The organism is Methylobacterium terrae, assembly GCF_003173755.1.
Taxonomy (GTDB): Bacteria; Pseudomonadota; Alphaproteobacteria; order Rhizobiales; family Beijerinckiaceae; genus Methylobacterium; species Methylobacterium terrae.
This window is the reverse complement of the sequence record NZ_CP029553.1, coordinates 4,694,947-4,707,504: the sequence shown is the minus strand read 5'-3', so window position 1 is coordinate 4,707,504 and position 12,558 is coordinate 4,694,947. Positions and strand designations below refer to the sequence as shown.

General features: G+C 73.1%; 11 protein-coding genes. 7 read left to right on the top strand and 4 right to left on the bottom strand.

The genetic code is table 11. The annotated features are described in order from the left end of the window. The first annotated feature begins 45 nt into the window (after window positions 1-45). From DK419_RS21850 to DK419_RS21825, 6 genes are all read left to right on the top strand, one after another. Window positions 46-855: a glycosyltransferase family 2 protein gene (locus DK419_RS21850; RefSeq protein ID WP_109960960.1), complete on the top strand. Its 810-nt coding sequence runs from the start codon at window positions 46-48 to the stop codon at window positions 853-855. Window positions 856-976: 121 nt separating this feature from the next. Further along, on the top strand, window positions 977-2,014 hold the full coding sequence (locus DK419_RS21845) for a chemotaxis protein CheB (protein WP_109960959.1): 1,038 nt from the start codon (window positions 977-979) through the stop codon (window positions 2,012-2,014). A 180-nt stretch (window positions 2,015-2,194) separates the two neighbouring features. Next, complete coding sequence (locus tag DK419_RS21840; protein WP_109960958.1) at window positions 2,195-5,734, top strand: CheR family methyltransferase; 3,540 nt, start codon at window positions 2,195-2,197, stop codon at window positions 5,732-5,734. After that, complete coding sequence (locus DK419_RS21835; protein ID WP_109960957.1) at window positions 5,724-6,494, top strand: Crp/Fnr family transcriptional regulator; 771 nt, start codon at window positions 5,724-5,726, stop codon at window positions 6,492-6,494. The genes DK419_RS21840 and DK419_RS21835 overlap by 11 nt, the downstream gene beginning before the upstream one ends. A gap of 394 nt (window positions 6,495-6,888) precedes the next feature. Next, a complete protein-coding gene (locus DK419_RS21830) occupies window positions 6,889-7,146 on the top strand; it encodes a hypothetical protein (protein ID WP_109960956.1) in 258 nt (85 codons plus the stop codon). 136 nt (window positions 7,147-7,282) lie between these two features. After that, on the top strand, window positions 7,283-8,086 hold the full coding sequence (locus DK419_RS21825) for a response regulator (RefSeq protein ID WP_109960955.1): 804 nt from the start codon (window positions 7,283-7,285) through the stop codon (window positions 8,084-8,086). 26 nt (window positions 8,087-8,112) lie between these two features. Here DK419_RS21825 and argE read toward each other — a convergent pair whose 3' ends face one another. The 4 genes from argE to DK419_RS21805 all read right to left on the bottom strand — a co-directional run bounded on the left by argE (window position 8,113) and on the right by DK419_RS21805 (window position 11,019). Beyond that, entirely contained in the window at window positions 8,113-9,291 is a 1,179-nt protein-coding gene (argE, locus tag DK419_RS21820) for an acetylornithine deacetylase (RefSeq protein WP_109960954.1), read from the bottom strand. 253 nt (window positions 9,292-9,544) lie between these two features. Then, window positions 9,545-10,054: a GNAT family N-acetyltransferase gene (locus tag DK419_RS21815; protein ID WP_109962433.1), complete on the bottom strand. Its 510-nt coding sequence runs from the start codon at window positions 10,052-10,054 to the stop codon at window positions 9,545-9,547. 264 nt (window positions 10,055-10,318) lie between these two features. Next, window positions 10,319-10,660: a DUF1491 family protein gene (locus DK419_RS21810; protein WP_109960953.1), complete on the bottom strand. Its 342-nt coding sequence runs from the start codon at window positions 10,658-10,660 to the stop codon at window positions 10,319-10,321. Between the two features lie 155 nt (window positions 10,661-10,815). Beyond that, the gene (locus tag DK419_RS21805; protein WP_109960952.1) at window positions 10,816-11,019 is read right to left on the bottom strand and encodes a hypothetical protein; all 204 of its coding nucleotides are present in this window, start codon (window positions 11,017-11,019) and stop codon (window positions 10,816-10,818) included. Window positions 11,020-11,391: 372 nt separating this feature from the next. On the opposite strand from DK419_RS21805, the gene DK419_RS21800 reads away from it, so the two are divergent. Further along, entirely contained in the window at window positions 11,392-12,558 is a 1,167-nt protein-coding gene (locus tag DK419_RS21800; protein WP_245442617.1) for an MFS transporter, read from the top strand.

Here is a 12,558-nt window from a genome sequence, read left to right as displayed (position 1 = left end):
CCCCCGGCGCTCTCCAGGCGGGCCGGGGCCCTCCCGCGTCGGTCCATGCTCGCCCCCCTCCCCCTCTCGATCTTCCTCATCGCCCACAACGAGGCCGACCGCCTCGGCGCCACCCTGGCGGCGGTCCGCGACCTGACCGACGACCTGATCGTGGTCGATTCGGGCTCGACCGACGGCACGCGGGAGATCGCCGCGTCCCACGGCGCCCGGGTGATCGAGCGGGGCTGGCCCGGCTACGGCCCGCAGAAGCGCTTCGCCGAGGAGCAGTGCCGGCACGTCTGGATGCTCAACCTCGACGCCGACGAGGTGGTGCCGCCGGCGCTCGCCGCCGAGATCCGCGGGCTCTTCGCCTCGGGCGAGCCGCCGCACCCGGCCTACGCGCTCGGCATCGCCGAGGTGTTCCCCGGCGAGGCCAGACCCCACCGCCTCGCCTACACGCTCCGGCCGGTGCGGCTCTACCGGCGCGACCGGGGCCGCTACTCGCCCTCGCCGGTGCACGACCGGGTCGATCTCGAGCCCGGCGCCACGGTCGGGCGGCTCAAGGCGGTGATCCACCACTTCTCGGTCCGCTCGCTCGGCGACCAGCTCGACAAGCTCAACCGCTATTCCGACCAGCAGGCCGACGACCTCGCGGCGCGCGGCGTCGAGATCCCGACCTGGCGCCTGTTCGTCGAGCTGCCGGGCAACTTCCTGAAGGCCTATTTCGGCCGCCGCCACTGCGTGCGCGGCGCCTACGGCTTCCTGACGGCGATGAACTACGCGATCTCGCGCCACCTCCGGGTCGCCAAGCACTACGAGCGCCGCATCGGGGGCGGGGGCCGGGCGACGAAGCGGGATCGGCGCGCCGAACGCTGAAGGCGGCACCTCCGCTTAACCTGTGTTGGGGCACGGCCGGCCCCCGGATGCGAGGCTCCCCCTCCCCCCAAAGACGGCAGGCGGCGTGACGCGCCGGGCCGCCGCCCCTCCGGCGACAGGCATGCCCCCGACGCACAGACGAGATTCTCCGGCGCCGGGCGGCGGCGCCATCGCGCACGACGTCGTGGTGATCGGCGGCTCCTCGGGAGCGGTGGCGCCCCTGCGGGCGATCCTGGCGAGCCTGCCGCCGGACAGCCCGGCCTCCTACTTCGTGGTCCTGCACATGGCGAGCGGCAGCCGCCTCGCGGCCCGGCTGGGTCCGAATCCGGGGCCGCTGCCCCTGGCGACCGCCGAGGACGGCATGGCGATCGCGCCGGGCCGGGTCTACCTGGCGGCGGCCGACCGCCACCTGCTCGTCGAGCCCGGCGCGATCCGCCTCGGCTCGGGGCCCCGGGAGAATACCAGCCGGCCGGCGATCGACGCCCTGTTCCGCTCCGCCGCGCTCACTTACGGGCCGCGGGTGGTCGGCGTGCTCCTGAGCGGCCTCCTGCACGACGGCGCGGCGGGCCTCGACGCGATCAAGGCCCGCGGCGGACTCGCCCTGGTGCAGGATCCCGACGAGGCCGAGGCGCCCGACATGCCGCGGAGCGCGCTCGCCGCGGTGCAGGTCGATGCCCGCGCGCCGACGCCCGCCCTCGGCGAGGCGCTGGCGCGCCTCGTCGCCCTGCCCACCGGCGCGCCGGGCCCGGTGCCGGACGACCTCGCCCTCGAGGTCGCGATCGCGGGCGGGCGCTCCTCGTCCGAGACCCTCGGGCACGGCGCCGACCCGGCCCCGATCACCTGCCCGGATTGCGGCGGCGTGCTGTCCCAGCTGCGGGAGGGGGGGGTGCTGCGCTTCCGCTGCCAGATCGGCCACGCCTACACGGCGGAGGCCCTGGCGGACGCGCAGGGCGACGCGGTCGAGAGCGCCCTGCGGATCGCCCTCCGGGTGGTCAAGGAGCGGGCCGACCTCGTCGGGCGCATGGCCGCCGACGCCCACCGGCGCGGCAACGCCCTGGTGGCCGGGATGTACGAGGAGCGCGCCCGCGAGTACGACGGCCACGTGCGCACGATCCGCCGGGCGCTGCGCGACGAGGCCGGCCGGAGCGAGCCCGGATGAGGCGCGGGCGGTCATGAGGAAAGCCGGGCACGAAAGCCGGGAGAAGCCCGGCGCCATGTCCTGACAGCGTCGCGCCGGACGCGTATGATCGCCCCGGCAAGGCCGCGTTCCCCGTCCGCCGCCAGACATCGGAGACGACGACCCTTGGCCAGGAAGACCCGTGCGGGATCGGGCAGCCCCATGGAAGGACGGTCGCAGGAGCCTCTGGTGGTGGTCGGCGTCGGCGCCTCGGGAACGGCGATCGACTCCCTCGAGCGCTTCCTCGCCCACGTGCCGGAGATGCCCGGCACCGCCGTGGTGATCGTGCCGCAGCAGCGCGAGATGCTCGACGAGGCGCGCTGGCGCACGGTCCTGGCGCGGGCCGGCGCCCTGGCGCCCGCCGCCGTCGAGGAGGGCGAGGCGGTCGAGCCCGGCCGGATCTACCTCCTGCCGGAGGGGAGGACGGCGGTCCTTCGGCAGGGCCGGTTCACGCTCGGGCCCGCGGGCGACCCGGAGGTCCGGGGCGGGCTCGACAGCTTCCTGGTGGTGCTCGGCGAGGATCGGGGCGCGGGTGCCGTGGCGGTGGTGCTCGCCGGCACCGGCGGCGACGGCACCCTCGGCGTCACGGCGATCAAGGAGGCCGGCGGCCTGACCCTGGCCGAGCCGCAGGGCGAGGAGGGCGCGTCCGCCAGCACCGCCGCGGCGCTCGCCGACCACGTCGTGCACCCCGAGCAGATGGCGGACCGGATCCTGGCCTATGCCCGCCACCTGCAGCGCGGCCTCCTCGCCGCCGGGGAGGCGGAGGCCGAGACCGCCGGCGAGTGGCTGATCCGCATCGCCACCATCCTGCGCAACAAGACCGGCCACGACTTCCACGGCTACAAGCAGAACACCTTCCTGCGCCGCGTCCACCGGCGGATGCAGGTCGTGCAGGTCGAGACGATCGAGGCCTATGTCGAGCACCTGCGCGCCGACACGGACGAGGTCCAGAACCTGTTCAACGACCTGCTGATCGGGGTGACGCAGTTCTTCCGCGACGGCCGCGAGTTCGAATTGCTCGAGGGCGAGGTGATCCCGCGGCTCTTCGCCGGCAAGGGCTCGGGCGACCAGGTCCGGGTCTGGGTGCTCGGCTGCGCCACCGGCGAGGAGGCCTACTCGATCGGCATCCTGCTGCGCGAGCACATGGCCACGCTCGACGCGGTGCCGCAGGTGCAGATCTTCGCCACCGACATCGACGGGCGGGCGCTGGCCTCGGCCCGGGTCGGCCGCTACACCGAGGCGCTGGCCCGCCAGGTCCGGCCCGACCGCCTCGGCCGCTGGTTCGTCAAGGAGGGGGCCACCTACAGCGTCGTCAAGGAACTGCGGGAGATGTGCATCTTCTCGCAGCACAACGTCATCAAGGACGCGCCGTTCTCGCGCCTCGACCTCGTCTCCTGCCGCAACCTCCTGATCTACCTCAACGGCGAATTGCAGAACCGGGTGATCCCGCTGTTCCACTTCGCCCTGCGGCCGGGCGGGTTCCTGTTCCTGGGCAATTCCGAGAACGTCACCCGGCACGCCAAGCTGTTCGCGCCGGTGGACCGGCGCTACCGCATCTTCCGGCGGCTCGAGAGCGCCACCCGGGTCCTGCCGGAATTCCCCCTGACCGTGGTGGCCGACCGGCGCCAGCCGGAGAGCGGCGGGGCTTTCCGGCCGCGGGCGATCGAGGGCGGCCTCGCGCGCCGGGCCGAGCGGGTGGCGGAGCGCTACGCCCCGGCCTACGTGGTGGTCGACGAGGCCTACGACGTCCTGCACTTCTCCGGCCGCACCGGGCGCTACATCGACCCGGCCACGGGGGCGGCGAGCCTCAACCTGCTCAACCTCGTCCACCGCGACCTGCGCCTCGACCTGCGCGCCGCGCTCTTGAAGGCGGGGGCCGAGCACCGCACCGTCAAGGCCGAGCGCACCGCCATGGGCTCGGACGGCGAGCGGCGCCTCGTCACCCTGGTGGTGGAGCCGGTGCCCGGCATCGAGGGCCCGCCGAGCTTCGTCATCGTGTTCCAGGAGGGCGAGACGCTCGACGGCGACGGCACGGAGGAGCCGACGCCGTCCTTCCTGCGCGACGAGCACGTGCAGCGCCTCGAGAGCGAGCTGCGCCTGACCCGCGAGCGCCTCCAGGCGACGATCGAGGAATTGGAGAGCACCAACGAGGAGCTGAAATCCTCCAACGAGGAGTACCAGTCGATCAACGAGGAGCTGCAATCCGCCAACGAGGAGCTCGAGACCTCGAAGGAGGAGCTGCAATCGGTCAACGAGGAGTTGCAGACCGTCAACGGCGAGCTCGGCCACCGGGTCAACGACCTCGGCCGGGCCAACAGCGACCTCAAGAACCTGCTCGAGAGCACCCAGATCGCCACGGTGTTCCTCGACAACGAGTTCCGGGTGAAGAACTTCACCCCGGCGGTGACCGATATCTTCCACCTGATCGACTCCGACCTCGGCCGGCCGATCACCCACATCGCGGCGCGGATCAGCTACCCGGAACTGCCCGAGGACGTGCGCAAGGTGCTGCGCACGCTGGGCACCATCGAGCGCGAGGTCGGCAACCCGGAGAGCGGCGCGCGCTACCTCGCCCGGGTGCTGCCCTACCGCTCGATCGACAACTTCATCGCCGGCGTCGTCATCACCTTCCTGGACATCACCGCGACGGCCCGGGCCGAGCGGGCCCTGCGCGAGAGCCAGGAGCGCTTCCGCCGGATGGAGCGCGTCGTCCCGGCCTTCCTGTTCACCGCCGATGCCGAGCTGAACTGGCTCTACGTCAATCCACGCTTCTACGAGCATACCGGCCTCGAGGACGGCAAGGCGCTCGGCCTCGGCTGGATGGCGGCCCTGCACCCCGACGACGTCGAGGAGAACCAGCGCCGCTGGCGTCGGGCGGTGACCGGCCGCGAGACCTTCGAGCACGAGTTCCGGGTCCGCTCGGTGGCCGGCACCTACCGCTGGTTCACCGCCCGGGCCGAGCCGATGGCCGATCCCGACGGCGGCGCCGCCACCTGGTTCGGCTCCTGCACCGACAGCCACGAGCGCCGCATGGCCGAGGACCGCCAGCGGCTGCTGCTCGCCGAATTGCAGCACCGGGTGAAGAACATCCTGGCGGTGGTGCGCTCGGTCGCCAACCGTACCGCCGAGGGCCAGACCTCGCTCGCCGACTTCGTGATGCATTTCGACGGTCGGCTCGGCGCGCTCGCGCGCACCCAGAACATCCTGACCCGCAGCGCCGACGCCGCCACCGACCTCGCCGAGCTGATCGGCGAGGAGGTGCTGTCGCACGCGGTGCGCGACGGCGGCCAGGTCACCCTCGACGGCCCCGAGGTGCGCCTGCCGCAGAAGACCGCCGAGACCCTCGGCCTCGTCCTGCACGAGCTCGCCACCAACGCGATCAAGTACGGGGCGCTCGCCCGCCCGGAGGGCCGGATCGCCATCGCCTGGCACCTCTACGGCGAGGGGGCCGAGCGGCGCCTGCGGCTCGCGTGGCAGGAGAGCGGCGTCACCCTGCTGGCGACAGCGCCGACCCGCCGCGGCTTCGGGCGCGAGCTGATCGAGCAGGGCCTCGTCTACGAGTTCGGCGCCACGACCGCCCTGGAATACCGCCCGGGCGGCGTGCGCTGCGTCATCGAGCTGCCGGTCCGGGTGTTCCAGTCCCCGGTTCGCGTGAGGCCCGCACGCGACGACCTGCCCACGGAGGACGACGATGCCGGCTGAGCCCCTCGCCCGCAGCCTCGGGCCGCCGGACGCGGTGCTGCGCCGCCTGTCGGCCTACGCGCCGCTCGCGCCCGACGAGGAGGCGCTGCTGCGCCAGATCACCGCCCGCCCGGCGCCGGTGGCGCCCCGGACCGAGCTGGTGCGCGACGGGGACGCCGCGCCCCGGCCCCAGGTGCTGGTGGAGGGCTGGGCCTGCCGCCAGCGGCTCCTCGCCGACGGGCGGCGCCAGATCGTCGTCGTGCTGCTGCCCGGCGACCTGATCGGCCTCGACCGGCGCCGGCGCCCGCTCCCCTTCGGCTCCGTGACCACCCTGACCGCGGCGCAGGTCTGCGAGGCGGGCCCGTTGCGCGAGCGCGCCGCCCGGGGCGGCGCGGCCGGGGACGGGACGGGCGCGGGCACGGGCGAGGGGACCGGCTTGGCGGCGGCGCTCCGGCAGGCCCGGGAGATGGAGGAGATCTGGCTCGTCAACCAGGTGGTGCGCCTCGGGCGCCAGACCGCCTACGAGCGCGTCGCCCATTTCCTGCTCGAGCTGCGCGAGCGGCTCTCGACGGTGGACCGGGTGCAGGACGACCGCTTCTCGTTCCCGATCACCCAGGAGGTCCTGGCCGACGCGCTCGGCCTGAGCGTCGTGCACATGAACCGCACGATGCAGCAGCTGCGCCGGGACGGCCTGATCGAGCAGCGCGCCACCGCCATCACCCTGCGCGACGTGCCGGCCCTCGTCTCGATCGCGGACTACGCCGGCGCCCATGGCGCCTGATCGGGCGCCTGCCCGTCGGCGACAATCGAGGGGCCCGGCGTTTGTTTACATAGGTGATGGAACGCCGCGGGAATCCGAAGCAACCTCACAAGTGTTGCGGCAATTCTTGCCCGACCGTCCCTGCTGGCCCGGTCTCGACCGGGTGGACGACCATCAGGGATGTTGCTGAGGCCCCCAAGTCGACTTCACCGCCCTGCTCGCTCCCGCCGGCAGGGCTTCTTTTTGGGTACGCCCCCTCGCGTCCCGCCCCGCGGGCAGGCGACGATGCCGCGTTGCCACCGGCCCGGAAGCTTCCCATCCTGCCGACCCGCCGGCCGGAAGGGCGGCCCCGCGCGAAGGGGGCGCCCTCCGCGGCCGGCCTCTCCGACGGCGGACTCGCGAGGGAGGATCGGGCGTGGAGGATTACCGGGCCGAGCTGCGGCGTCAGGTCCGCCTCGGCGACATCGCCACCGGCGAGGCGGCGGGCGCCTGCCTGCCGGGCCTGCTGCGCCGCCTGGGCCACCACGAGGCCCGGGCCGGCACCGCCCCGCACCTCCTGCGCCTGTACCATCTCTGGCGCCGCAACAGCCTGCGCCGCCAGGTGGCCGATGCGCGCTGGCACGTCGAGCAGGGCCGCGCCGCCCGGATGGGGGAGCTGGCCTCGCGACGCTGACGGCGCCCGCCGCCGGGTCCGAACCCGGGCGGGGCCCGAACCGACGCGCCGGTAGCGATTCCTACAGATATCCGGTGGCAACGTCGGTCCCGACGGCGTCCTGTGACGGGCCGCCCCCGCGACGGGCCCTTCCCCCATGACCTCGCCCCTGTCCATCCTGATCGCCGATGCCGACGAGACGATGCGGCGCATCCTGGTCGCGACGATTCGGGAGGAAGCGCCGACGGTCGCGATCACGGAAGTGACCGACGGGATCGCCCTGGAGCAGGCCGTCTCGGCCCAGCACTACGACCTCGTGTTCCTGGACGTGGTGCTGCCGCAGACCAACGGCGCCGCGGTCGCCCGCTGGCGCGCCGGCACGGGCCCGCGCAGCATGGTGATCCTGCTCTCCGACCTGCTCTCGCCGCGCTGGCCCACCATCGCGACCCATCTCGGCGCCTACGACGTGCTGCTCAAGCCGATCGGCAGCCGGCAGATCCGCAACGCCCTGGCGGCGGCGGACGTCACCCGCCGCACCCTGACGATGCTGATCGTCGATCCGAGCCGGGCGAGCCGGGCCGTCATCCGCCGGCTCCTCGACCAGAGCCACTTCTCGTTCGACATCCTGGAATCCGAGGGCGGCCGGCGGGCGATCAACATCGCGCGCAGCCGTCCGCTCGACCTCGCGATCATCGAGATGTCGCTGCCCGACTTCTCCGCCCTCGAAGTGGCCTGCCAGATCCAGGACAAGCAGAACGACGTCAAGCTCATCATGATGGGCGTCGGCCTCAGCCCCGAGACCAGCCGCTTCGACACGTTCGGGGTCTCGGGCCTCTTGAACAAGCCGTTCAACTTCGTCGACGTCGACAAGGCGGTGCACACCGCCTTCGACCTGTGGCACCCCTACCTGATCAAGGCATTGCAGGCCGAGCAGGCCAAGCGGTCGACCGCCACCGCCTGACCCGCGCCCGCCCCGGCGGGCGATGCTCAGCCGGCGGCGCTCTCGGCGATCAGCCGGCGCACGAACGCCGCGCAATCCGCGAGCTCGCGCGCCTCGACGTACTCGTCGGCCTTGTGGGCACGGGCGATGTCGCCGGGGCCGATCACCACCGAGGGCACGTCGCCGAGGCTCTGGAACAGCCCGGCCTCCGTCCCGTACGAGACCTTGGCGTGGCCGTTGCGGCCGGCGAGCCGCTTGGCCAGGGTGACGAGGGGGGCGTCGGGGGAAACGTCGAGGCCCGGATAGTCGATCACCGGCTCGACCGTGATGCCGCAGGCGGGGTCGCGGACCTGCATCTCCGGCACCAGCACGTCGCGGGCGTAGGCCAGCACCGATTCGGCGAGGCCGCGCGGGTCGTCGCCGGCGATCGCCCGGAACTCGAACCCGACGGTGCAGCGGTCGGGCACGATGTTGAGCGCCGTGCCGCCCTGGACGAGGGCGCTGAGCCCGGTCGTGTGGGGCACGTCGTAGAGGTCGTCGCGGGCGCCGTCCCGGGAGAGTCCCTCGGCGGTCTGGCGCACCCGCTCGATGAAGCGGGCCGCGTACTCGACCGCGTTGACCCCCGTCGGCGCCAGCGCCGAGTGGCAGGCCCGGCCCCGGAAGGTGACCTTGGCGCCGTACTTGCCCTTGTGGCCGATCACCACGTCCATGCCGGTCGGCTCGCCGACGAAGCAGCCGAGCGGTGCGACGCCGCGCTCGCGCATGTGGGCGATGAGCGGCCGGACGCCGAGGCAGCCGACCTCCTCGTCGTAGGAGACGGCGAGATGCAGCGGGCGCGTCAGCGAGGCCTGCGCCATCTCGGGCAGCAGCGCCAGGCAGACCGCCAGGAAGCCCTTCATGTCCGAGGTGCCGCGGCCGTAGAGCCGCCCCTCGACCTCGGTCAGCCGAAACGGCGGATGCGTCCAGTCCTGGCCCTCGACCGGCACCACGTCGCTGTGGCCCGACAGGACGTAGCCCGGCCGGTCGCCCGGCCCGACCGTGATCCACAGGGCCGCCTTCTGCCCCGTCGCGTCGACGACCCGCTCGACCGTCGCGCCGTGGCCGCGGGCATACTCCTCGACGAAGTCGGCGAGCGGCAGGTTCGTGGCGGAGCTGACCGTCTCGAAGGCCACCAGGGTGGCGAGGAGGTCCCGGATATCGGCAACCTTGGGGTCGGGGGAGGTCATGGGCTGCGTACGGGCCTGGCGAAGAAAAGGGGCGGGACGTCCACCGGATGCGGCCTGGCTCCGGCGTCACGGACCTGCCGGGGCGAGGCCGCCGCGAGGATCCCGGATCTCCCTTATGCCGCGTTCCGGCTCCGGCGGACAGCGGGACCGTGGACCGGGCGAGAATTGAGGCCCGATCGGCTCGACACGTTCGGCGGGACGCTGCGGACGGTCAGCGGAAGTTCGGCCCGGCGTGCACCTGGTTGAACGCCCTTCAGAGAGCTTTGCGAAGGTAGGCCGTGAGGCAGCCCTTGAAGGGCTCCTCGCGCTCGACCACGAAGCCCGCACGCTCATAAAACTCCACGTTGCCTGTGAATTCCCGGTTCGTCAGCAGCTTGATGTCCGAGTGACCGAGCGAGCGCGCAACGCGCTCGGCCTCGCGCAGCATCCGGCGGCCGAGACCCTGACCGTGATGCGCAGGAGATACCGCCAGGTTCTCGATCCAGAGATGATCGGGTTGCAGGATCATCTCGATCACGGCGACGAGCGCGCCGGCCTGCTCCAGGAGGTCGAACCGGTGGGCGCGGACGGCTAGCGCGTAATCGACCGTCATCGGCACAGGTTCGCGGCCAATGACCGGCACCCACTGGGCGTACGCTGCTCGTGTCAGTGCACGGATGACGGGCACGTCCTCCCGTGTGGCCGGACGCAAGGTGAGCGTGTCGTGATCAAGTATCGTCGGCACCTTGGTGACGGCCCCTCGCCCCGGCTCGCCGGGCTCCATGCTCAGGACGCAGGTAGCCCTCGACTCCCGCGGCCTGGACGGCTCGGAGACGCGCAAGCGGAAGGCCCGCTCAGGGCAGCAGGAGGCTATGGGCTCCCGTCACGGTGACTGCATCGACACGGCGTCGGCGTCGCGTCGGGCGATGATCGTGAAGGGGAGCGAACTCATGCAGCCACGTTATCCGGCCACGCTGTCTCCCGCTACGGGTCACACGCAACCTTTTCGTCCGGTTGAATCAACCGAACCTCGTCCCCAGCGCCGGACCTACCCCGCAAGCTCCAGAAAATGCCGCCCCTCCCGGTCGTCGATCTCGACGATCCAGAGGTCGGAATCGAACCGGATCTCCTTGGCAAGCCGGGCCTCGACGTCGGGCGGGAAGGCCTCGCGCATCAGCGGCTCGAAGCGGCGGCCGGCGGTCTCGTCGCCCTCGAACAGGGCCTGGGGGGCCGGGCCGTAGAGGTCGGCGCGCCCGTCGAGACGGTCGACCTTGACGAAGATCGCCCCGGCCTCCGGCGCGCCGCGCCGGCGCTGCACCGCGCTCACCCCCTCGACGGCGCAGCGGCGCAAGTAGGCCGAGACCCAGAAATCGGAGCGCAGGCGTGCCATCGGGCGGGGCGTCCTCGGGGTTGAGCGACGCGCGGAAAGGTCGTCGCCGACGCCTCATAGGATAGCGCCCGATCGCGGGGCAATCGGGCGCTTGCGGGACCGTCAGGGATCGGGGAGACCGGCAGGGTTCGGGGCGACCCTGGCCGGCCTCGGGCTCACGACGCCCGCGCGGCCCCGGCGTCGAGCTCGGCCACGTCGGCCCGCTCGCGCCAGTCCTCGACGCCGTGGTGGCGGGCGAAGCGCAGGGCGGCCGCCCGGACCGCCCGGTCCGGATCGCGGGCGCGGGCGATCTCCACGGTCCCGACGGTGAACGGGACTCCGAGAATCTGCTTGGCGAACAGCACGCGGTACTGCGACATCGTCCGTCTCCTCCAGGCGATGGATCGCGTCGACACGGGATGGGTTACCGCTGGAAGGCTCCCGAGGCGACCTCGCCGCGGCCTACGGCCGGGGCCGCGGACCTGGGAGCGCGTCGGCGCGCCCGAGCCCACGAGGGAACCGATCGACCACGATCGGGGAAAGGTATCGGCGCCGCTCGCGCCGGGACAAGCCGTCTTTCCGGCCGTCCGCTTCCCCATGTGGCGATGATCTCCGCCAACGGAAGGTGCCTCACGGGCGTGTGATCGCCCTCGGTGACATGCCCCCGAGGCGGGGCCGCCGTGCGGGCCGGTCCCGGTGCGGTGCAGCAGAAACCCGCTATGTCGAGCCGCGAACACCGTCAGGATCCGCTCATGCCCTCCCTCTCGGCCGCGACCCGCCTGAGCCTCAGCCTGATCGCCGGCGGGGCGGTCGCCAACATCTACTACAACCAGCCCCTGCTCGGGCTCCTGGTCCAGGATTTCGGCCACGGCGCCTCGGTGCTGGTGCCGACGGCGACGCTGGCCGGCTACGGACTCGGCATCCTCGGCCTCGTGCCGCTCGGCGACGCGCTGGCGCGGCGCAGCCTGATCGTCGGCCAGCTCCTGCTGCTCGCCGCCGTGCTGGTGCTGGCCGGCCTGAGCGGCACCCTGAGCCTCCTGGTGCTGGCGAGCTTCCTGATCGGGGTCCTGTCGACGGCGGCCCAGCAGGCGGTGCCCTTCGCCGCCGAGCTGGCGCCCGACGCGACGCGGGGCCGGATGGTCGGCCAGGTGATGACCGGCCTGCTGCTGGGCATCCTGCTCGCCCGGACGCTCAGCGGCCTCGTCGGGGCTTGGGCGGGCTGGCGGGCGGTGTTCGTCGGCGCGGCCGGCCTCTCGGTGGGGTTCGCCGCGCTCGCCTGGTTCGGCCTGCCGAAGGTGGCGCCCGCCGCGCGCCTCGGCTACGGCGCGCTGATGGGCTCGATCCTCGACCTCGTGCGCACCCAGCCGAGCTTGCGCCGGGCCGCCCTGTCGCAGGCGCTGCTGTTCGCCGCCTTCAACGCGTTCTGGACCACGCTCGCGCTCCTCGTCGAGGCGCCGCCCTTCGGGCTCGATCCGGCCGGGGCCGGCCTGTTCGGGCTGATCGGCGCGGCCGGCGCGCTCTGCGCTCCGGTCGCCGGGCGCTTCGCCGACACCCGCAGCCCGCGGCCGGTGCTGGTCGGCGGGGCGGTGCTGACGCTCGCCGCCTTCGCGGTGTTCGGGCTCTTCGGCGGCCACTCGCTCGTCGCGCTGGCGGTGGGCGTGCTGCTCATCGACATCGGCATCAACACCGCGCTGATCGCCAACCAGACCCGGGTCTACGCGCTGGCCCCCGGGGCGCGCGGGCGGATCAACACGGTGTTCTTCACCGCCGTCTTCGCCGGGGGTGCGCTCGGCGCCTCGGCCGGCACGCGGGCCTTCGCGGCGGGCGGCTGGCCGGCGCTCTGCGCGGTCGGCGGCGCCTTCGCGCTCGCGAGCCTGCTCGTGCCCCTGCTGGAGCCCCGCGACCGCCCTAGGTCGTAG

What these genes read in the sequence shown, in the direction of transcription:
- DK419_RS21800 (WP_245442617.1), top strand. Translation starts at nt 11,392, where the DNA reads ATGCCCTCCCTCTCGGCCGCGACCCGCCTGAGCCTCAGCCTGATCGCC.
- DK419_RS21815 (WP_109962433.1), bottom strand. Translation starts at nt 10,054, where the DNA reads ATGGAGCCCGGCGAGCCGGGGCGAGGGGCCGTCACCAAGGTGCCGACG.
- DK419_RS21840 (WP_109960958.1), top strand. Translation starts at nt 2,195, where the DNA reads ATGGAAGGACGGTCGCAGGAGCCTCTGGTGGTGGTCGGCGTCGGCGCC.
- DK419_RS21810 (WP_109960953.1), bottom strand. Translation starts at nt 10,660, where the DNA reads ATGGCACGCCTGCGCTCCGATTTCTGGGTCTCGGCCTACTTGCGCCGC.
- DK419_RS21845 (WP_109960959.1), top strand. Translation starts at nt 977, where the DNA reads ATGCCCCCGACGCACAGACGAGATTCTCCGGCGCCGGGCGGCGGCGCC.
- DK419_RS21850 (WP_109960960.1), top strand. Translation starts at nt 46, where the DNA reads ATGCTCGCCCCCCTCCCCCTCTCGATCTTCCTCATCGCCCACAACGAG.
- argE (WP_109960954.1), bottom strand. Translation starts at nt 9,291, where the DNA reads ATGACCTCCCCCGACCCCAAGGTTGCCGATATCCGGGACCTCCTCGCC.
- DK419_RS21805 (WP_109960952.1), bottom strand. Translation starts at nt 11,019, where the DNA reads ATGTCGCAGTACCGCGTGCTGTTCGCCAAGCAGATTCTCGGAGTCCCG.
- DK419_RS21825 (WP_109960955.1), top strand. Translation starts at nt 7,283, where the DNA reads ATGACCTCGCCCCTGTCCATCCTGATCGCCGATGCCGACGAGACGATG.
- DK419_RS21835 (WP_109960957.1), top strand. Translation starts at nt 5,724, where the DNA reads ATGCCGGCTGAGCCCCTCGCCCGCAGCCTCGGGCCGCCGGACGCGGTG.